Raw genomic sequence first — 20,627 nt, 5'->3', positions numbered from 1 at the left:
AACCGATCCGATTGTCGCCCTGTGTTATTGGGATATCAGCTTGTCGCGGACTCGCGCCCTTGGATGGCCGAGACCACCAGGTTGCTCTTGGGTAGACTCGTCCCGGAATGTACGGCGTCGGCCCACTCGGTTGTCGTCGTGACCGCTGCGAAGTTCGATTGCAAAAGAACCATGAGTGTCTCGTGCAGTGACTGGGCCGACACCTGCCCCGCCTCGTTTGCCAGATGGATCGATCCGCTGGCGTCGGAAAGAATCTCTGCGGAGAACCCGAGAGCCTCAGCCTCCACGGCGGTGCCGAGGTCGCAGTTGTTGGTCATGTAACCGACGATCGTGATGGTGTCGATGTCTTTCGCGCGCAGCCATTCCGCTACATCGGTGCCGGCGAATACGCTCGCGTACTGCTTGTGCACTCGCTTGGTCGCCGGGTCGATCTGCCCCTCGAGTTCCGGGTGAAGTGACCATCCGGGTGTCCCTTCGACAAAGACCGGGGCGCCTTCGGGCATCTGGTGCTGAACGACGACGACGGGAACGTCGTTGGCACCGGCAACCTTGACCGCGCTGAGGATGTTGGCCAGCGATTCTTCACGCGGCGGGTACTGGATCTGCAGAGGCCCGTCGAAGTACTCCTGCTGGACGTCGACGACAATAAGGGCACGGCGGGGTGTAGGCACGGTTCATCACTCCTGAAGGCGGGTCGATTTCAGTTCCGGATCGGTTATCCGTGGTGTTCGTCTTCCATTCTTCGGTAGGTTCGTATGCACCGTGAGTGGCACGGGTGCATACTTTCGATGATTTTGCGCCAACGTTGGGAGATCCATGCGAATCGCGGTGTACGCGTTTGACGATGTCACGATGTTTCACCTTGCTGCACCGCTGATGGTGTTCGGTGAGGTGGGTCGTCTCGGACTTGCACCTGGCTGGGAAACTCGGCTTTGGTCCGACCGAGCGGGCGCGGTTCGCACTGCCGAAGGCTACTCGATCGGAGAGGTAGCGGGACCGCGGACGCTCGACTGGGCTGACATCGTGATCATTCCCTCATGGCCGCTACCACTTTCGCCGATCAGCAAGCTCTTGCGAGCCGAACTTTCCCGAGCGCACTCCCGCGGCAAGCCGATCGTAGGGCTGTGCCTCGGCGCTTTTGCTCTCGCTGACGCCGGACTCCTCGACGGTCGCTCGGCTGTCACGCACTGGGACATGATGCCCACGCTTGCCGAACGCCACCCCAGCATCCGCTTGGACGAATCGGTGCTTTACATCGATCATGGCGACGTGATGACGTCCGCTGGGACGGTGTCCTCGGTCGATGCATGCCTGCATCTTGTGCGGAAACACCTCGGATCCGCAGCGGCCACCCGCGTGGCGCGAAACCTTGTTGTTGCACCGCATCGAGAGGGTGGCCAGGCTCAGTACATCGAGCGACCACTTGCGGAATCCGCTGGCGACACAGCTGTTGCAGACGTGCTGGAATGGGCGCTCGGTCGGCTTGGTGAGCCGCTATCCGTCGACCGCCTCGCGGGTCAGGCGCGGATGAGTCGGCGAAACTTCATCCGTCAGTTTCGTCTTGCCACAGGGACTACGCCGGCACGGTGGGTTCAAGAACAACGACTGGGTGAGGCTCGAGTTCTCCTGGAGACGACAGACTGGAGTATCGATGCCATTGCAGGCGCGTGTGGGTTCGGGAGCGCTGTCACCTTCCGGCAGAACTTCGTATCCGCGTTCGCAACCACTCCTTCCTCGTACCGGAAGCAGTTCGCCGACCACTCTGGCAATGGTCGTGTCGACGCAGTCTCAACGTCGGCTAGGCGAAATGAGTAACTGTCGCGGTCAATTACGACAGCCGTCACGGACAGGCTGGAACTGCGCCGGTAAAACAGTTTCAGTTCCTGGTAGGCGCTGTCGGCACATCGCTCGGATGTGAACTAGACCACTCTGCGTTTACGTTCAGGCACGGTGGGGCGGTTACGGTTTGGTCCGCCGACGAGATGTTCACACCTGAGGTCGGCGGACCATCTGAGTTGCGCACTGGCCTACGTTCCCTGCAGTCCGCTCGCTCGAATGTCTGAACGCTTTCGGCCTATATGCGGGACCAAGGTCTTCAACTCGGGTTGGTTGTGGCACACTTCCAGCTATGTGGTGGATTGTCGGAATTGTCGCAGTTTGGATCGTCCTGGGAGCATTAGTGGGGCTCTGGATAGGTCGGTCGATCAGCCACACCGATCGCGAGGAATCGGCCGCCGAACTGCGCCGTACAGCGAATCACGACAAGCAACCGAATCGTTGCGGGGACTAGAGGGGGCAGGTGAGTGCGAACGACGGCGGTCGTCAGGTAAGTGGCTTACCGCCGGTAACTCCGATGACTTCACCTGTGGTGTAGCTGGATTCGCCGGACGCGAGGAACACGTAGGCCGGTGCGAGTTCGGCCGGCTGGCCGGCTCGCCCGAGCGGTACGTCGTCCCCGAATGTCTCGAACTTCTCCTTGGGCATCGTCGCCGGAATCAACGGGGTCCAGATCGGCCCTGGAGCAACGGCATTGACTCTGATCCCTTTCTTGGCGACGTCGCCGGCTAGTCCTTTCGTGAAGTCGATGATGCCGGCTTTGGTGGTGGCGTAGTCAAGGAGCTCAGGCGAGGGAGCGGCGCCTTGGATGGATGATGTATTGACGATCGTTGATCCTGGCTTCATCACGGCAATCGCATTTTTGCAAAGCCAGAAGAGTGCGTAGAGGTTCGTTTTCATCACGCGATCGAATTGTTCGGTGGTGATGTCGGCGATCCCGCCGAGCTGCACCATCTGAAAGGCCGCATTGTTCACCAGGATATCGAGGCCGCCGAGTTCGCGGACGGCAGTCTCCACAAGTGCAGCGCAGTGCTCTTCGGATCGGAGATCGCCTGGGACTCCCACCGCTTTCCGGCCCGCCCGCTCGACCCAGTGGGCTGTTTCCCGCGCATCTGCTTCTTCCTCGTCGAGATAACTCAGCACCACATCTGCACCTTCACGAGCGAAGGCGATCGCTACTGCTCGCCCGATTCCGGAATCTGATCCCGTAATGATCGCGCGGCGCCCCTCGAGACGTCCGGTACCGCGGTAGGTGTGTTCGCCGTGGTCGGGGGTAGTGACCACCTCAGCCGTGAGGCCGGGGTGCGTTATCTCCGGTTGCCGGTCGCGTATCGGCGCGGGATATTGAGTGGTGGGATCCTGCATTGCGTACTGGTCAGGCATGTTGAACCTCCGCGTGCTTTCCGGTTAATCAGGCTCTGGATCGAGAGCCCTGCCTTTCGTCGATGTCGTCGGATGGTCGTTCGCCCGTCATGCATTGACGGCGAGGTCGTGTTCGGTGTCGGTGAGATCGCGGACGGTGCCGTTGGCCGCAGAATCTGTGAGCGTAGTGAGAAATGAGTGGGCCCACCTGTGGACGTCGTGGGACATGACTTGACGGTGCAGGGCGGACATGCGGCGTCGTCCTGATTCTGCATCTTGGTGGAGCGCCGTCATGATCATATTCTTCACACCGTCGAGATCATGAGGGTTTACCAAGTAGGATTGTCGCAATTCCATTGCAGCGCCGGTGAACTCACTCAAAACGAGTGCACCGCCAAGGTCGCCGCGGCAGGCTACGTACTCCTTGGCAACCAAGTTCATTCCGTCGCGTTTCGGCGTGACAAGCATGACGTCGGCAGCCACGAACAGTGCGATCAGCTCGTCTCGTGAGACCGGTTGATACAGATAGTGCACGATCGGGTGACCGATCTGAGCATGGTCACCGTTGATATGCCCCACGTGTTCCTCGATGACACCGCGGAGATCGATGTAGTGCTGCACGCGTTCGCGACTGGGGGTGGCCAGTTGCACCATGACCGTGTGCTCGGCATCGAGACGTCCTTCGTCGAGTAGTTCTTTGATCGCTTCGAGTCGAAGGTCGATGCCTTTGGTGTAGTCCAGCCGGTCCACGCCGAGAAGGATTTTGTCGGGGTTTCCGAGTTCCCGCCGGAGCTCGATGGCGCGAGCAACAATCGTGTCTTCCTTGGCTGCGGCTTCGAGTTCGTGTGAATCCACGGAGATGGGGAAGGCGCCTATATTGACGATTCGATCGTCTGTGTGGACCTGTCCCAGAACGCTCCCTACTTCCGTTCGGGTGGTCTCCAATTCGAGAAGTCGGTGTGCGAGAAAAAGGAAGTTGTTGGCGCCGCCGGGTAGATGAAAACCGATGAGGTCGGCACCGAGCATGCCTTCGATAATTTCTCGGCGCCACGGCAGCTGCATGAACAGTTCGACTGGTGGAAAGGGGATGTGCAGGAAGAACCCGATCTCGAGATCGGGGCGCAATTCGCGCAGTATCTTCGGTACGAGTTGCAGCTGATAATCCTGTATCCAGACCGTCGCTCCGGGAGCGGCGCATCGTGCAGCTTCCTCGGCAAATCTGCGGTTGACTGCAGAGTACGAACCCCACCAGTTTCGATCGTAGGTAGGCGGTACCAACACGTCGTGATACAGAGGCCAAAGGGTGTCATTCGAGAAACCTTCGTAGTATTCCGCAACCTCCTGCGACGACAACGAGACTGGGTACAGCGCCAAGCCGTCTTCCGTGAAGTGCTCGACGTGTTCGTCCGGCACTCCGGGCCAGCCCACCCACGCACCACTTTTTGCTCGCAAAATCGGTTCCAAAGCCGTCACCAAACCGCCAGGACTTCGTCTCCATGATGTGGTGCCGTCGGGACGGCGTTCCAAATCGACAGGTAGGCGGTTGGCGACCACGACGAAGTCCGCGTGGCCCTCGCCATTTTGGCGAATGTTGTTCATGAGGAAGTTCTTTCCGTTGCGGAAGCGGATACGAAAGCTCCAGCTTCCGATAGGGAGCTGAAGACATCGATCCTGGTATCGAATTCCATCAGTTCGAGTAACCGTATGGTCCTGTGATCGGTTGCGAGCGCCCAGGTGATGCCGAGTCTGTTCACGCGCGCTGCCAGAGCGCTCAGGATGGACAGTTCAGCAGTGCTGCGAAAGTGGCAGTTGGTGCAGTCGATGACAAAGGGGCGTCCTTCATCGCTGATGTCTTGCAGGTGAGCGCCTAACGAAGCCAGGGACGTTGCGTCGATTTCGCCGCGAACGCAGAGGGCGGTGACCCCGTTGATCTCGGACAAACTGGCAAACAACACGTCAGAGGGGTATGCCGGGTCATGTGAATTTCCAAGCGCACCGGCAAGGCTTGTCAGCTCTGGGCGATGCGTAGCATCAGCTCGATCGTCCGAGGCTCGGCTTGCGGTGTCGCGCCCGCCATCGTGTCCGGATGAATTGTCTGTGGTTGTCATGCTGCCCCCGAGGTGAGAGTGTGTCACCGCATTCGTGTGCATTTCACCCCTGCGGTGGCATCGACGATTCAGTTCTGTTCACTCTTCTCTTGCCATTCTTCGACGGGAACGCCGAGATGGTCGGCTAGACGGTTCATCGTTGCGGCAATCTGCTCCTCCGTGACCCTTGGGAATTGCGCCGCTTGGCGGAACTCCGCGTCCTTGACGCCGGACCAGTCGTATACCTGGGTGAGGCCGGTACTGCCTTCCGATACGACGTCCAGCCGCCACGACCAACGCGTGCCGCGAGGCTCCATGCCTTGGCGGTTCGGAATCCAGCCGATCTCTTCGTTGACTCGGTATACGAATACGGTGTTCTCCATGACGTACTCACCGAGTGCCGGCTGATACATCTGCATCGTGAACGTGTCGCCGACACCGTTCAGCGGCTTCGGATCGATTGCTCCTCTGAGCATGTCGGAGCCATCGATCGTTGCCTGTACCTCGGGGTTCGCCAGCGCGGCGAATATAGACGAGGTGGGTGCGCCGATGACGCGCCGGACGATGAGTTCGTCGGGCATGTGGGACTCGCTTTCATTGATAGACAAAGGTTTTCGTGCTCTATCGCCATCCGAGGCGTACGGCTCCTTCGTGAAGTGGGTGCCGATTTTTTCGCGGTTGTGTCCTCCAGCTTCCCGCCACCCGCACGCGTCGTCTTTCTGTCTGTCTGTCAACTACCAAAATCTATACCAGCAAGCATAGATAATTGGCAATACTGCGATCGTAAATAACCATCTGAACTGGCCTCGAAACGCCGAACTGAGCGGAAAATGTCCACTGGAACGCCCAGTGATGGCTCGACTGCCCAACTTCTTCGCACAAAATCTGTATTGTGGCGGTTAGATTTACTGTGCGCGACGAACCGAGCGGTCGACGAGGAGAGCCTGGCGAGTACGTAGTCGGATCGAATTCTTTCGTTGATCGCTGTGGTGAATTACGAATCTATATCGGGAGGCTTGAAACATGTTGGTACGCAGAATCGCTCGTCCGTTGCTCTCTACGTTTTTCATCGCAGGAGGAATCGATGCGCTGCGTGATCCTGCCCAGCGAGCAGTTCAAGCGGCGCCATTGATCGACAAATGTGTCGGGACGTTGCCCGAAGCGGTCAAGCAGAAGATCCCTGCTGATCCGGAAACGCTCGTCAAGATCAACTCTGCAATCCAGATCGGGGGTGGTGTGTTGCTGGCCAGCGGCAAAGCGCCCCGCCTTGCGTCGATAGCCCTCGCTGGCAGCCTGGTGCCCACCACGCTCGTCGGTCACGATTTTTGGAACGAGACCGATCCCTCGGTGCGCGCGATGCAGCGTACGCAGTTTCTCAAGAATGTCAGCTTGCTCGGTGGGTTGATAATCGCATCCGTCGACACCGAAGGAAAACCATCTCTGGGGTGGCGCGGACGTCGCGCCGCAAAAAAGGCGCGGGCATCGGTTGTCGCTGCACTTCCGCTGGTCGCGGCACAGGGCCATAACGCTGGTTCTCGTGTCGAACATGCAATGGCTGTGGCATCGGAGCGTGGCTCCGAACTCGGCGACACTGCCAAAGCGCACGGTACGGATTGGATCGAACTGGCCAAGGAACGGGGTTCGGGGATTGCGGAGATCGCAAGCAAACGAGCAGCGGAACTTGGCGAAGCTACAAAGGAGCGCGGGCCGGATCTCTTGGAGGTCGCGCAGAAGCGTGGCTCCGAACTGGCAGAGATGGCGCGCGAGCGAGGCTCCGAACTCGCCGATTCGGCTTTGGAGCGTGGCACCGAACTCGCCGAGACCGCGCGCGAGCGTCGGGCTGAACTGGCAGACTTGACGCGCAAACACAGTGCCGAGATCGCAGAACTTGCACGCGCGAAGAGCAACGACTGGGCCGAGGTTGTATCCGAACAAACCGAGGTGCAGGGAAAGCGCGCACGTAAACGTGCGGAGGCAGCACTCGAAAAGGTTCGCGCCAAGAAGGACGAATTGGCACACTGAATATGTTGAAGAATAGGTCAGGCCACCTTCGGCCGGCCTGACCTATTCAGGGTGCATGTGGCGGTCAGTGTGCGAATGCCTTCCTCGCAGGTCGGTCGGCGGCGCTGTTCCTGAGTTGCTGGACGACTTCGTTGATCGCGGTTACCAGTTTGTATGCGAGGTCTTGACTGAAGCCTTCGCGTAACACGATGCGCAGGACGGCGACATCTTCGGCATCTGCGGGCATCGTGTACGCGGGAACTTGGAAGCCGCGTGCTCGCAGTTCGTGGGAGATGTCGAAGACGGTGAAGCCCGGGTCGTCGACGACTTCGAAGGACAAGACCGGGATGGCGGTGCCGTCGGTGATGATGTGCATGTTGTCTATTTTCGAGATCGCCGCGGACAGCATCAGTGCGGTATCGCGTAGAGATTCCATGATCTGGGTGTAACCAGCTACTCCGAGGCGGATGAAGTTGTAGTACTGCCCGACGACCTGATTACCTGATCGGGAGAAGTTCAGGGTGAAGGTCGGCATGTCTCCGCCAAGGTAGTTGACGCGGAATACCAGATCTTCGGGTAGATATTCCTTTGAGCGCCAGACCACGAACCCGATGCCCGGATAGGTCATGCCGTACTTGTGGCCGCTGACGTTGATCGATACAACACGTGGAATCTTGAAGTCCCACTTCAGTTCCGGGTGCAGGAACGGGACCACGAAGCCGCCACTTGCCGCGTCGACATGCAGCGGTACGTCTGGGCCGCCGTTGGCCGCGATGTCGTCGAGTGCTGCGGCGATCTCGGCAACGGGTTCGAGTTCGCCGGTAAACGTGGTGCCGAGAATCGCGACCACACCGATGGTGTTCTCGTCGACAGCGTCGCGGACCTGTTCGGGGGTGATCACGTAGCGGCCCTTGGCCATTGGCAGGTATTTCGGTTCGACGTCGAAGTAGCGGCAGAACTTTTCCCATACAACCTGGACGTTGCTACCGAGGATGAGATTCGGTTTCGTAGCGTCTTTGCCTTCCTGCTCGCGGCGTTGCCGCCAGCGCCACTTGAGGGCGAGTCCACCGAGCATGACGGCTTCGGAGGATCCGACTGTGGAGACCCCGGTCGCGGAGGCAGGGTCGGATGTCAGTCCTTCTGCGTGAAAGAGGTCGGCAACCATGTTGACGCAACGAGTTTCGATTTCCGCTGTTGCTGGATATTCGTCCTTGTCGATCATGTTCTTGTCGAACGTTTCGGCCATCAGACGATCAGCCTGAGGGTCCATCCACGTGGTGACAAAAGTGGCGAGATTCAGTCGTGAACTACCGTCGAGCATCAACTCGTCGTGGATGAACCGGTATGCCGCTTCGGGATCGGATTCGGCTTTGGGTAGTCGTAGCGCGGGAATCGGATCCGTGCCGAGCCTGCCGGTGTACGCAGGTGCGAGGGTTTCGGTGGGAGCTGCAAAAATATCTGACATCTTTCTCCTCCAATAGTCGAACGAGCGATTGCGGATCAGTCGGACAGTCCAGAATCGAGTCGGAAGTTGTAGCGCCGCAGCGCTCTACACTTCGATCGACGGGTACAGACGTTCCATCGTGTAGCGGCGGTTGCGGCGTACCGAGAGTGCGCTGATCGTCATCGATACGAGCAGAATGCCGGAAAGGACGGCGATTGCTGTCCAGAGTCGCGAATCGACGTGTTCGGCGGTGATGAGTTGCCGGAGTCCGTTGACGGTATACGTCATCGGGTCGAACGGATGGATGTATTGAAATGGCGTAGCTGTCGTCGGTACCGGATAGATTCCGCCGGCGGAGACCAACTGCAGCATCAGGAAGGCCAAGGTCACCACTCGGCCGACTGCAACTCCGAAGAGAGCATTGAACATCTGAATCATCGCCAGATAGGTCGCCGAGACCAGCATCAGGAACAGGATCGTTCCGGGAACGTGTTTGACGTCCAGGCCCACTCCGATGTGTACCACTGCGTACATGGTGATCACTTGGAGGATACCGATGAGCAGTGCCGGCCAGTACGAGGCCAGAACTGTTCGATACAGGCCAAGATTGCTGATGGTTGCGCGGGATTGTAACGGGGTCAACAACATCCAGGTGATAATGCAGCCGACGAACAGGGCCAACGACAGGAAGAAGGGTGCGAATCCCGTACCGAACGTTGGCGCCTCGTTCGTGTAGTCCTGCTTGAGTGCGACTGGAGTGGACAGGGTGTCCGCGGTAGCTGTGCGTTGATCGTCAGTCCAACTCGGTACCTGCCCGGCGCCCTTTGCGAGTGCGTCGGCCAGTTCATCCGAGCCCGATTGCAGTTCCACCATTCCCGAAGCGAGCTGATCGGCTCCGCTCGCGAGCGCGAAACTGCCATCGGTCAATTGGATCAGTCCGGAGTTCAAAGTCGTGGCTCCGGAACTGAGCTGGTCGGCGCCGTTGCGTAGTTGCCGCACGTCTGAAGCCAGTCCACCGTTTTGCAGGAGTGCGAGTCCGGATTGCAGGGGACTGGTTGGATCCGTCAACTGGTATTCGAGTGCGCGTGCGTCTTCGCTGAGCCGACTGATTTCCGCTTGTAGTGCGGCAGTGTCACTTTGGGGTTGTGCTGCGGTGAGTGGGGTGAGTGCTGCAACGGCCTGTTGGGCGAGAGGGTCGGTGCTGGGCCCGAGAAGGTCGACAACTCGCTGCAGCACGGGGGAGATGGTCACTTGTGGCGGCTGGGGGAGGCGATCGCCGAGAGCAGTGAGGGACTGCCTCAGCTGTGCCGCTTGGGCTCCGAGGTCGGGCACGTTGCTGGAGTCGAGGGCGTTGAGCAATGGATCCGCGACACCGTCGATCGCCGTGGCGAGTTGCCCGGCGCCTGCTGCGAGCTGCGCAGACCCATCGCGTGCGGTAACCATGTTCGTGGAGAGCTCGTCGGCACCGGAGCTGAGTTGATCCGCTCCGGCCTTGGCTGTGTCGATACCGGTCGCGAGGGTCTTTGCTCCGTCGGCAGCCTGGCCCAGGCCCGAACCGGCGGTCTGCAGACCTGTCAGGACCTGGCCGACGCCTTGGGCGCCGATGGTCGAGTTGACCTGGTTGATGACCTGTTCGGAGGCGTCTTGACCGATGATGGTGGCCAGATAATTATTGGCGTCGTTGAAGGTGAAGGTGAGATCGGCCTTCTCGGGGTTGTCGCCGTTGGGTGATTCGACAGCGTCGCTGAAGTTCTCGGGCAATGTGATCGTGAAATAGTACTTGCCGCTGGAGAGCCCGGCTTGGGCTTCTTGATCCGAGACCTCCGCCAAATCAAGTTGTCCGGAGGCGATGAGCGATTTGACGACTTGATCGCCGGCGTCGACTTGTTGTCCTGTCGATGTTCGTCCCGAGTCGTTGTTGACAATCGCTGCGGGGATTTTGTTCACCTCGCCGAAGGGGTTCCAGAAGGCCCACAAGTACATCGCGCCGTACAGCAGCGGCAACAAGATGATGGTGACGATCGCGATTCGTGGCAGGGTGCCGCGGGAATAGCGTTTGACATCACTGCCCAGAGATATACCTGCGAGCATCAGTCACCTTCCTTCGGTCATAACGCCGATATCGCCGGCTCCGAGCAATCCGTGCATGTTCACCACGGCGTGGACGCCGGTATCAGGCGGGAGGGCGTTGACATCTGCAGTGATCACCGACTGGTGCTCGCCGAGTGCAACAAGCCGTTGCAGCAAGGCGGCTCTCTCGAGGTCGTCGGCGATTTTGTCGATGCGCCCGACAACGAGCAATGGCGGGCGTTTGGTGTTCGCGACGGCGATCCGCAACAACAATTGTTGGATTTCGGGAAGGTCGTCGACGAAGGCATTGAGCGGGGGTAATTCGATGTCACCGAACGTCTCTGCGCACATGTTCGAGACTTCCACCTCGCTCGCGCGGGGAACGAATTTGTACCACGGCGAATCCCATCGGAGTTGTTCGGTCACCATGTCACGTACGGTCACCGACGGTCGGACGTCGTCGAGTTCGTTCAGACATGCGATCGCCGAGATGGCCAAGATTCTTGTCGGATTGTCGTAGCCGAGTACGGCTAATGTCCCCGCGGACAATCGCATTCGTCCGCACAGTGTCATCAGCAAGGCGGTTCGCGCGGCGCCGGCCTGCGCAGCCAGCACCGTCACACCGCCTGCGTCGATATCCATATCGAGTGGACCGAACACGTGGCCCCACGGTCCGTGTAACTCGATGCCCCGAGCGGAGACCAATGTCCCCGCCGCTGCTTCGGCGGGTAATTGCCAACTCTCTGAACTGGTTTCAACCAATTTGAGGCCTCCCGACCTTGGTGCGGCACGGCGGCGCGGAGCTACGCGAGAGGTCCCCGGTGGGTTCTTCTCGTGGAGGATCACGCATCGACGAGAGATGTCACAAAGTGTCTTTCACTACCTGGCCGTTCTTGACGATGACCCTTAGGCTCTTGCCTGGATCTGCGAGCAGGTTGAGGTCCTCGAGTGGATTTCCGTCGACGAGTAGGACATCCGCCCACGCGCCCTCGGTGATCACTCCGAGTGGTGCCTGCCTGTAGGGATCCCGCTCGCCGGCGAGCCGGAAGAGTTCGGCATTTCCGGAGGTGAGCATCCGAAGGGCGTCGACATTGCTGTAATGGTCGCCGAGTCGGGCGGCCATCTCGCTCTGCCGGGGCGCGATCTGCGGTTCGAGCAAAAGATCTGTGCCCCAGGCTGTTTTGACGCCGTGTTTGCGGGCCCAACTGTAGACGTCATCGGTACCGGTGCAGATCTCGCGGTCCTTTTCTGCACGGCTAGGGTCGGGGTAGTGATGGTCGCCCAAGGCGAAGGGCTGCATCGAAAGCCAAATGTCCTTCTCGGCCATCAGAGCGATCGTCGCCTCGTCGGCGAGATGGCCGTGTTCGATGGACTTCACGCCGGCATCGATCGCGCGGCGAATGCCGGTGACGTTGTAGACATGGGTAGCGACGTAGGTTCCGTAGTCGGTGGCGGCATTCACCGCTGCACGAAGTTCGGGATCGGTGAACTGGACTGTGTAGAGAGGGTCGTACATCGACGCTGCGCCGCCGCCGACCATCATCTTGATTTGTGAGGCACCCTTTTTGAGTTGTTCGCGAACTGCGGCCAATACCCGCTCCGGACCGTCTGCGACGCGCATGAAGCCGATTTCTTCGGCCCGACTTTGCTTTCCGCCCAAAGCGGTGGGGCATTCGTAGACGAATCCGAAGTCGCCGTGCCCGCTGGTCTGCGAAATAGCGGCCTGGGAGGGATAGATTCGAGGCCCCTCGAACAGTCCCCGGTCGATCACCGATTTGATGCTGCTGGTGTCGCCGGCCATGTCCCGGACCGTGGTGAACCCGCGGTGGAGCATGTTCTTTGCCTCGGCGAGGCCATTGAGCGCGATATGCGCTTCGCTGCCCATCACCATATCCATGTATGAATTGGCGTTGCCGACCAGATGCACGTGAGCGTCGCTCATACCCGGCATCAAGACTCGATTTCCACCGTCGATGACGGTGGTCTCTCGGCTCGGGTCGTCTCCGATCGGGGATTGCGAGACTCCCGCAATCGTCTCTCCGTCAATCAGCACGTCACCCGAAACTACTGTCGCAGCGACGCCGTCGAAGATACGAACATTGCGGAACAGTAAACGATGTCCAGCTTTTGAAGGGGCTGTCATAACTCGCACGCTAACAGTGAAATTCGGACATTGAGGGCAAATAACGAAAAATCACCCTATTGATTCGGTAACGATCAGACCTGGCGAACCGATCCGGAGATGCCGTCGTAGACGGGGGGTATGCGCAAAATCTCGGATCCTCGAGATAATATGTCGGAGTTGAACTACACTGCGGCGCATGCTGATTCACCCGACATTACGGATGCAGTCCTGGGGCTTCGTGATCGGATCGACTCTCTTCGCGCTCGGTTCGGCACCCTTCCTTTCGTCGCTCTTCGGTGCCGCCCTCGCGAACGTTTTCTTTTTCGCCGGGTCCTGGTTTTTCACCGGCGCCGCGTTTATCCAGTTGATACTCAGTGGATCGGCCACTACTTCCGACTCCGGTAAGCCTGCAATCCGTGCCGTGTGGTTATCGGCAGCAGTGCAGCTTCTCGGCACGATACTGTTCAACATCAGTACCGGTTCAGCTCTGCACGACCTCAACGTGCAAGGAGAAATGCACCTCGTCTGGAATCCCAACGCGGAGGGCTCTATCGCATTCCTCGTTTCGAGCGGTCTTGCTGTGCTTATCCTGTGGCGCGCGAAGACGTACTGGGCGCCGCGATCGACGGAATGGCAAAGCGTCTGGCTCAACACATTCGGATCCATTGCTTTCGGCGTATCTGCCGTCGGATCGTTCATACTCCGTGACGGAAATACACTTGATCCCAATATGGCCAATATCGGCACCTTCGTCGGTGCGTTGTTCTTCCTGTTCGCCTCCGCGGTATTCCTGGGAAAAAGCACCCGGCCAGTGTCGGCAATGGCAGAAGCGGTCTGAGTGCACCAGTTTCATCATCGTGAGGAAACAGCGGTGCGTACGTGAGGAATCGTGAAACACGATCGAGCAATGTTTATCGCGCGATATGATCGCGCGAATACCGGCGGTTATGTGCGCTGCCCATATCTTGCAAGCGCATATAACCACCGATAATTCGGGTACCGATCAGGACGGAAGGGCGAGGAACTTCAAAGGTGCGGTCTCATCGAAGCGGCCGGTGACATTTCCGGCCAGCCCACCTTCGAGAGCGGTGTCCCCGATCAGGTCGAGCTTGCCGGCGGGAGAGCCCTCCTCGAAGTTCAATTCACTCAATTCGACCCAGACGACATTGGGTCGAGTTGTCGACTCGAAGACGTATCGCTTGTTGGTGAGGTCGGAGACGGTCTGCCAAATCGTCTGCGACGCGTTCGGCTTGTCGGGATCAGGGATGCGGAACGGTTGCGCGGTGTTACGGATGACGCTGAACATGCCGGCGATTGCCTCGAGTTGGGTCTTGGGTTCGGGAAGGCGTCCGACGTAATACGCTGCGCGCGCGAACCTATCGGAGGCCACTGTGGTTCCGGGAAGTGGCCTGTCTCCACCGAACCCTTGGACCTGCTTCAATAGTTCGATCTGCTTGTCGTAGGTGGGGGAGTTAGTCATCACGCGGTAGTCACGGCTGTGCCACACGTTGGGCTTTCCGTCGATGTACTCGATGACTACGGAGTCGCCGTTCCCATCGTCCAACGCGAGGTGCACCGCGGGTACTTCACCGGTGCTCGGGTCTCCCAGTGGGACGACTTGGACACTGGTGTCCTCGATCCAGGCCACTGCTTCGTCGACGGTTGCGAAGTTGTCGAGGAAGTACTGCATCCAGACCGCCATGCTCAAGGCGGGTTTGCTTTTGTCGTGCTCGCCGTACGTTGATTCGGAGAGCCAGAGGATATGCCCGGCGAGGCCGACTTCGTTCATCCCGTCGACGGTCATCATGTCGTACGCGCCTGCCACGACGCTGCCGTATCGGGCTACCCAGGACAGTTGGCCGCCGACGCCGTCGTCTCGTTTGATCCCCCGAGGCATAACCCACAGGTTCGTGGCGGTATCCCGGTGGTAGTCCATGTTTCGACCGACGAGAACCGCTCCGCCGGGTTCATTCCAGATGACGCGAGTGCACATACTTTCACCTTTCCTGGATCAGATGTGGGACGAATCAACTGCTCAGGCAATGGTTATTGGAATGCCCTCCGATTATGGCGCACGAGGTCCGCAACTCGGCAGGCGAGCGCACGATTCATCTGCGTTATCGGTGGATAGTCCGTAGTCGCTGTGAACAATCGAGTCCAATGACCAGCAGCGCGAATTACCCCGCCGGTCTTCATGAGGTATCTGCTTTTCACCTCCGTGTACAGGCGCCTCGCTGCCGTTTTCGACGTATGTCGCGGATCAACGCGTTCCAAGAATTGCCGTCTGACAAAGGGTCTGAAAGAAGATGTGTGCAGGCAACTCTCCTTTGTTTTGTATCACGAGTCACGTGTTTGCATGGGCATACGGCACATTGGCTAGGGGTGAAATCGTGGGTGAATTTCGCGATTTAGTGCGTGATGTACACGCATGATGTGTCAGGCGAACGGCACCTGCCGCATGTAGCAAGTGGTCGATCGGCCGGCCGGACAAAGGCAGTGACAAGGAGGGTGGTTAGTCTAAGAATTCGCCCTAATCGACCATCGCGCTGCGTCTCACGTGTTAGATTTCGATTGTTCCAATCTTTGTCGTAGCGCCCGCCGAGTCCGGCTCGGATTTCTCGGGCAAGTTTTTGTGACTGTGCCGACCAGCCGTCCTCGTAGACACGGATGTCTGGATCAATTCCTCAATGGTCGGCGAACCGTAACCGCGGGCAGTCTCACGCACGCGAAGTTTCCCGCTCGGAAAGCACGCATCCTCGCAGACCGATTACTCACCGACTGCGGCGACGAAAGGTAGCTCCCATGAGTTCAGGCGCCCAGATCGACTCCGCCCCATCGTTACTCACCCACGTAACATCCTCGCTGCGGTGTTGGTGGTTCTGACCCTGATCTTCATCTTCCAGAACCGGAGCGAAACCACGATCAAACTGTTCTGGGTATCCGTGCAGTCACCGCTCTGGCTCACCCTCGTCGTGATCCTCCTACTCGGCTGGATCGCCGGCCTTCTCACCCGCCGTAAAAAGCCAACCAACTGAATTCGCAAACGAATAGCTGTCGGTGGCCGGGATCGGCTGTCGCGGAAAGGTCTTCATAGTTCAGGTGCGTAGCAGAAGAATATCGGCAAACACTGGTTCTCTCGAAATCTACAGAAGGTGAAACGATGTGTACCAGAGTAATTTGGCCTGATGCCGCGGGGTCTGTTCTCGTCGGCCGCAACATGGACTATCACCGCGACACCGGGACAAATCTGTGGTTGCTTCCCCAGGGGGTTGAACGCAACGATGGCGTCGGCGGTTCCCTCAGTTGGACAGCCGAATACGGCAGCGTCGTGGCTGGCGCATTCGACATGATGTCGGTGGACGGCATGAACGAGGCTGGACTGGCGGGCCATATCTTGTGGCTCGCGGAATCGGATTACGGTAGTCGTGACACATCGAAGCCAAGTCTGAGCATGGCGATCTGGCTGCAGTACTTCCTGGACAACTTTGCCACTGTTGCGGATGCCGCCGCCTGGATCGTCGATTCCGACGTCCAGGTTGTACCGCTGGGCGATCCGGCGACTGGCGAGGTGCCCGCCGTTCACCTTGCGTTGGACGACGCGACCGGCGATTCGGCGATCATCGAGTACCTCGACGGCAAGGCGACCGTCTGGCACGACCGTGACTACCGTGTGATGACCAATTCCCCGTCCTTCGACAAGCAAATCGAACTTCTCAAAGAGGTCGACGGGTTCGGTGGCACCAAGCCGCTACCGGGGACCACGCTTGCGTCCGACCGGTTCGCTCGCGCAGCATATTACGTGGGCCGGCTGCCTGAGCCGAAGAGCGAGGTCGAGGCGGTGGCGGGAATGTTCAGCGTCATCCGCAATGCTGCGCAACCCTTCAGGATCCCTGATCCCGACAAACCCTATGCCTCGCAGACGATTTGGCAGACCGTCTCCGATTTGACCAACAAGCGGTACGTCTTCGACTCGACTACGCGACCCAATGTCTTGTGGGTGGACTTCGACAAGCTGGACTTCAGTGTGGGCGCGCAGGCAGGCAAGCTCGACCTGATGGGCGACACGTCCCTCGAAGGCGGACTCGCCGGTAACGTCTCTCGCCGCTTCGAGGAAACGCCGCCTATGCAATTTCTGACTCTGCCGGCCTGATCGACAGCAGCCGGCTCTCCCTGCGTGGGTGGTCAGCTCACCGTCGGTTATGCCATCGCCGCGACATCATCGATCCCTGAGGGGTGTACATATGGATACTGCGGATCAGCTGCCTTCCGTTCCTGTGGCAACCGAGCGTGCGGTCGACGCTCAACTCAGGGCGAGTTGGTTGCCGCTCGTGCTCGTGTGCTGCACCGGTTTGGTCTCGGTATTCAACGCTACGGTGTTGCCAATGGCGATCAGTGGGATCGTCGACGGGCTGGACACCACGATCTCAAACGTGCAGTTGGCCATCGTCGCGTACGGCGTGTTCGTCGCAGCCTTCACGATCACCGGCGGCAAGATCAGCGGGGTGCTGGGTGCTAGAAACACTCAGCTGCTCGGCTTGAGTGTCTACGCCGCGGGAATGCTGTCTTGCGTTCTGGCACAGAATGTCTCGGTTCTTATCGCAGGTGAGGCGATCGCCGGACTCGGTGGTGCTCTTCTTGTGCCCAACGCGCTGGCGATTCTCGGTCAGACATATTCCGGCACGCAGCGCACCGTTGCGGTGTCGGTGCTGGCGGGTACAACCGGAATCGGTGCTGCGCTCGCTTTGCTGGTCGGTGGATTCCTCGTGCAGGCCTGGGGTTGGCGAGCACCCTTCGTGCTGCTGCTCGTCGTAATTGCAGGAACGAGCGTCGTCGCGTCCCGTCTACGGCTACCCCGGACTACGTTCCGAGGGACCATCGACAAGACGAGTATCGCGCTTTCGGCCGTGGGCGTGCTGATGTTGGTCGCCGCCATCAATCAGATCGGATCGTGGGGGCTTGTCCTCGCCGCCGAGGGTGCTCCCTTGAGTGTGCTCGGCCTCTCTCCCGTGCTCGCGTTGGTAGTGATCGGCGGCCTGGTGCTCCACACGTTTGTCGCGCGCCAACACGAGTTGCTCGACGCTGACAGGACACCCCTGCTCGCCCCTCAGGTGTTCGGCTCTGGGCTCAACCGTGCGTGCCTGAGTGGGCTGGTCGCGGTGAACCTGTTGATGGCCGGAGTGAGCTACCTGCTGCCGCTCTATACGCAGATGGTGCTTGGCAAGAGTCCGCTGGGGACGGCACTGATGCTGATACCGATCTCCCTTGCCGCACTCGCCTCCGCTGCTGCCACACCAGTTCTGATGCGAATGATAGCGTGCCGTTGGCTGTTGACAGCAGCCCACGTGCTGGCTGCCGCGTCGGTGATACTGCTGGCAATGACCATCTCCAACCAATGGTCAGGTGCGTGGACTTTGATCAGTGAGGTCGCCTTGGGCCTCGGTATCGGAGTGGGACTGAGTGCGGGCAGTGCATTGCTCATGGAGACCAGCCCACCGTCTCTCTCCGGAGAGATCGGCAGCGCTCGGGGAATGGCGAACTTTCTCGGCCTGTGCACGGGTACCGCCGTCGCGGGGGCCGTGCTGATGTCCGTGCTTGCGCAGTCCGCCTCGGTCCGTGTCGCCGACGGATCGGATCTACTGTCGGACAGCAGAATTGAAGTGACCACCAGTTCGGTTAGCTTCGTCGAGAACGACGACCTCCGAAGCCGCCTCGCGGGAATGGAGTTGACCTCGGCGCAGCTCGACCGGGCGGTGGAGATCAATGTCGAATCCAGGTTGGTTGCGCTGCGTGCGAGCCTCTGCGTGCTCGGGTTGGCGGCGTTACTCCCGATCGTGACGTTCAGGCACCTGCCATCCCGGCGGGAAGGGTGACGATCGCGACTCTGCGGTCGAGAGATTTCGAGAGCAAGCGTTGTCGAAGCGATGCCCGCGACGAACCAGAAGAACAGCTCCGCAACGAAATTGGTCGAAGACCAGTGAATACAATCGTCAGGCCGCGCCGAGTCGAGCTATTCACTGAGACAGCGCACTTCAGCGAGGTTCGCTTCGACAACCATGAGACCGTCGACCGCAGCTCCGACGTTTGTCAGGGATGAGTACGACGGTCTCCTGGCGGCGTGAGTGCGACTCTCGGACCAATTTCAAATTGTTTGTGGGAGCTGCTCAGTCGCTGCTGTGAGCTGTCTTGGGAGGATCTTCTGTCTTGACCTGAGAAAACAGCTCGCTTGGGGAGGGTATTCTCGGTTTTCGAGGTATGCACAGGCAGGCAACGAGGGCGGCAGCCAGGACACCGGCGCTCGACAGGAACGCTACGGGGGCGCCGGCCGCATCCAGGAGAGCACCTGTTGTGTACGGTCCCAGAATCGCGCCAACGTCGAACGCGATCCAAAAGGCGGCCAACGCTAGACCGCTGTCGCCACCATCCACCTCTCCGAGGAGCGATGGTGCCGTGGTGGAAGTCAGTCCGTGAGCCAGCCCGAGTCCGACGAAGGCAGCAACGATCAGCTGTATTTCCTCGAGCTCACCAAATAGAGCGGTCACGACCAGCGTTACAACGAGAGCTGTGACAGTGACCGTTCGAAAACTCAGCCGTCCGGTTACAGCGCCCAAGCTGCTTGCGGCAATTTGGGCGACGGCCGCGACTGTCAACAACATGCCTATTACCCCAATACCGAACCCGAGGTCATCAAGCCGGACCGGCATGACCACGGTGCGCACGCCGTACAACACCCATCCCGTCGCAAACTGAAGCAGCACTACCGCTACGAACGTGCGGCTGCGAAATAGTTGTCGGAGGAGATTCCAGGTCGAGACGGGCACAACATCTTCGGCACTAATGCCGTCACTCGTGCGGAGTCCTCGCACGCTGCGCAGCGCGACCAAAGCAACCAGCGACCCCACGCCGAGAAGCACGCCGTAGATGATCAGCGGCAGGCGCGGGTCGATCGTTGCCATCAACCCGCCAATCGCCGGTCCTGAGATCATTCCCAACGATGTGGCTGTGAAATAAACGCTCATCGAGCGGGCGCGTTGCGCCGAAGTCGTGACGATGAGCAACAATCCGGTACCTGCGACGGTGAAACCGGCGCTGCCTATGCCGCTTATCGACCGAAATGCAACAAAGAGTTCAAAGGTCGGCGATAAGCCGGCGACGACACTGCATACAGCTTGAATGGCGAGTCCGAGTACGAGGACGTTCCGCAGACGGAATTTTTTCAACAAGCCCGTCAGGGAGACGTTTGCGATCAGTCGGCCCGCCGCGAGTCCACTGACGGCAAGACTTACGCTCGCTGCTCCGACGGAGTAAAGGTCAGCCAGTGCCGGCAGTGCCGGCCCTAGCATTCCGTAGCCGAGACCGGACGCGACAGCGATAAACGAGAGGACCCACACGGTTGACGGCACACGAGCGTTCTCGGTGACTTCTGTCGCAGGATCACTTACGGTGCGCGTCATCGGTAGAGCGCTTTCGGCTGGGCTACTGCTCGACTGCCGATGACCACGCGATTATTTTCTCCCGCAACGGAAATCGTCGACCTGACGCCGAAATGTATCTCCCTGCCGAACGGACGCGAACGTGACAATATCTTCATTGGTACTCCTGGCAACATGGCTGGTAAGGCAGGGAAATATGAGATGGCCGACGCGGGTGTGGTCAACCGTGGTGAGCGCAACAAACAGATAGCGTTGCCGGACTGAGTGACAGC

Annotated in this window: 18 protein-coding genes; 7 read left to right on the top strand and 11 right to left on the bottom strand. The window is 59.4% G+C overall.

The features are described from left to right. Positions 1–35: 35 nt before the first annotated feature. Positions 36–671 (bottom strand): cysteine hydrolase family protein, encoded by a 636-nt coding sequence (locus C7T36_RS07420; protein WP_045064427.1) that lies wholly within the window; start codon positions 669–671, stop codon positions 36–38. A gap of 145 nt (positions 672–816) precedes the next feature. On the opposite strand from C7T36_RS07420, the gene C7T36_RS07415 reads away from it, so the two are divergent. Next, complete coding sequence (locus tag C7T36_RS07415) at positions 817–1,815, top strand: GlxA family transcriptional regulator (protein ID WP_045064426.1); 999 nt, start codon at positions 817–819, stop codon at positions 1,813–1,815. Between the two features lie 507 nt (positions 1,816–2,322). Here C7T36_RS07415 and C7T36_RS07410 read toward each other — a convergent pair. The 4 genes from C7T36_RS07410 to C7T36_RS07395 form a co-directional block, all read right to left on the bottom strand. Then, on the bottom strand, positions 2,323–3,219 hold the full coding sequence (locus C7T36_RS07410) for a glucose 1-dehydrogenase (RefSeq protein ID WP_045064425.1): 897 nt from the start codon (positions 3,217–3,219) through the stop codon (positions 2,323–2,325). Between the two features lie 87 nt (positions 3,220–3,306). Further along, positions 3,307–4,797, bottom strand: a complete 1,491-nt coding sequence (locus C7T36_RS07405; protein WP_045064424.1) for a trehalose-6-phosphate synthase — start codon at positions 4,795–4,797, stop codon at positions 3,307–3,309. Then, the gene (locus C7T36_RS30070; protein ID WP_033231605.1) at positions 4,794–5,153 is read right to left on the bottom strand and encodes an STAS domain-containing protein; all 360 of its coding nucleotides are present in this window, start codon (positions 5,151–5,153) and stop codon (positions 4,794–4,796) included. Before C7T36_RS30070 ends, C7T36_RS07405 begins: the two co-directional genes overlap by 4 nt. Before the next feature lie 221 nt (positions 5,154–5,374). Next, a complete protein-coding gene (locus C7T36_RS07395) occupies positions 5,375–5,866 on the bottom strand; it encodes a hypothetical protein (protein ID WP_045064420.1) in 492 nt (163 codons plus the stop codon). A 442-nt stretch (positions 5,867–6,308) separates the two neighbouring features. Here C7T36_RS07395 and C7T36_RS07390 point away from each other — a divergent pair, with 442 nt between their 5' ends. Then, positions 6,309–7,307, top strand: coding sequence for a DoxX family protein (locus C7T36_RS07390; RefSeq protein ID WP_045064418.1), 999 nt, complete (start codon positions 6,309–6,311; stop codon positions 7,305–7,307). A 64-nt stretch (positions 7,308–7,371) separates the two neighbouring features. Here C7T36_RS07390 and C7T36_RS07385 read toward each other — a convergent pair whose 3' ends face one another. The 4 genes from C7T36_RS07385 to C7T36_RS07370 all read right to left on the bottom strand — a co-directional run bounded on the left by C7T36_RS07385 (position 7,372) and on the right by C7T36_RS07370 (position 12,943). After that, positions 7,372–8,751, bottom strand: a complete 1,380-nt coding sequence (locus tag C7T36_RS07385; protein ID WP_033231603.1) for a glutamate decarboxylase — start codon at positions 8,749–8,751, stop codon at positions 7,372–7,374. A gap of 84 nt (positions 8,752–8,835) precedes the next feature. Further along, positions 8,836–10,821, bottom strand: a complete 1,986-nt coding sequence (locus C7T36_RS07380) for a YhgE/Pip domain-containing protein (RefSeq protein WP_045064417.1) — start codon at positions 10,819–10,821, stop codon at positions 8,836–8,838. Between the two features lie 3 nt (positions 10,822–10,824). Next, positions 10,825–11,562 carry a hypothetical protein gene (locus C7T36_RS07375; RefSeq protein WP_239654612.1) on the bottom strand — a complete coding sequence of 246 codons (738 nt, stop codon included), beginning with the start codon at positions 11,560–11,562 and terminating at the stop codon, positions 10,825–10,827. Between the two features lie 100 nt (positions 11,563–11,662). Beyond that, entirely contained in the window at positions 11,663–12,943 is a 1,281-nt protein-coding gene (locus C7T36_RS07370; RefSeq protein ID WP_045064413.1) for an amidohydrolase family protein, read from the bottom strand. 178 nt (positions 12,944–13,121) lie between these two features. Between C7T36_RS07370 and C7T36_RS07365 the strand changes: the two genes are divergently transcribed. Beyond that, positions 13,122–13,763: a hypothetical protein gene (locus C7T36_RS07365; RefSeq protein ID WP_033231599.1), complete on the top strand. Its 642-nt coding sequence runs from the start codon at positions 13,122–13,124 to the stop codon at positions 13,761–13,763. 165 nt (positions 13,764–13,928) lie between these two features. Here C7T36_RS07365 and C7T36_RS07360 read toward each other — a convergent pair whose 3' ends face one another. Continuing rightward, positions 13,929–14,918 (bottom strand): linear amide C-N hydrolase, encoded by a 990-nt coding sequence (locus tag C7T36_RS07360; RefSeq protein WP_045064411.1) that lies wholly within the window; start codon positions 14,916–14,918, stop codon positions 13,929–13,931. A gap of 874 nt (positions 14,919–15,792) precedes the next feature. Here C7T36_RS07360 and C7T36_RS07355 point away from each other — a divergent pair. The 3 genes from C7T36_RS07355 (at position 15,793) to C7T36_RS07345 (ending at position 18,795) form a co-directional block, all read left to right on the top strand. Beyond that, the gene (locus tag C7T36_RS07355) at positions 15,793–15,960 is read left to right on the top strand and encodes a DUF1049 domain-containing protein (RefSeq protein WP_230589995.1); all 168 of its coding nucleotides are present in this window, start codon (positions 15,793–15,795) and stop codon (positions 15,958–15,960) included. A gap of 125 nt (positions 15,961–16,085) precedes the next feature. Then, positions 16,086–17,075, top strand: coding sequence for a linear amide C-N hydrolase (locus C7T36_RS07350; RefSeq protein WP_033231596.1), 990 nt, complete (start codon positions 16,086–16,088; stop codon positions 17,073–17,075). Positions 17,076–17,166: 91 nt separating this feature from the next. Beyond that, complete coding sequence (locus C7T36_RS07345; protein WP_045064409.1) at positions 17,167–18,795, top strand: MFS transporter; 1,629 nt, start codon at positions 17,167–17,169, stop codon at positions 18,793–18,795. 291 nt (positions 18,796–19,086) lie between these two features. Here the strand turns inward: C7T36_RS07345 and C7T36_RS07340 are convergent, their stop codons facing one another. After that, complete coding sequence (locus C7T36_RS07340) at positions 19,087–20,376, bottom strand: MFS transporter (protein ID WP_045064407.1); 1,290 nt, start codon at positions 20,374–20,376, stop codon at positions 19,087–19,089. Positions 20,377–20,415: 39 nt separating this feature from the next. On the opposite strand from C7T36_RS07340, the gene C7T36_RS07335 reads away from it, so the two are divergent. Then, positions 20,416–20,619 (top strand): hypothetical protein, encoded by a 204-nt coding sequence (locus tag C7T36_RS07335; protein WP_045064406.1) that lies wholly within the window; start codon positions 20,416–20,418, stop codon positions 20,617–20,619. Positions 20,620–20,627 lie beyond the last annotated feature (8 nt).

The sequence above is a fragment of the Rhodococcus sp. AD45-ID genome (assembly GCF_003023755.1).
Classification (GTDB): domain Bacteria; phylum Actinomycetota; class Actinomycetes; order Mycobacteriales; family Mycobacteriaceae; genus Rhodococcus_F; species Rhodococcus_F globerula.
This window is presented reverse-complemented; position numbering and strand designations above follow the sequence as displayed.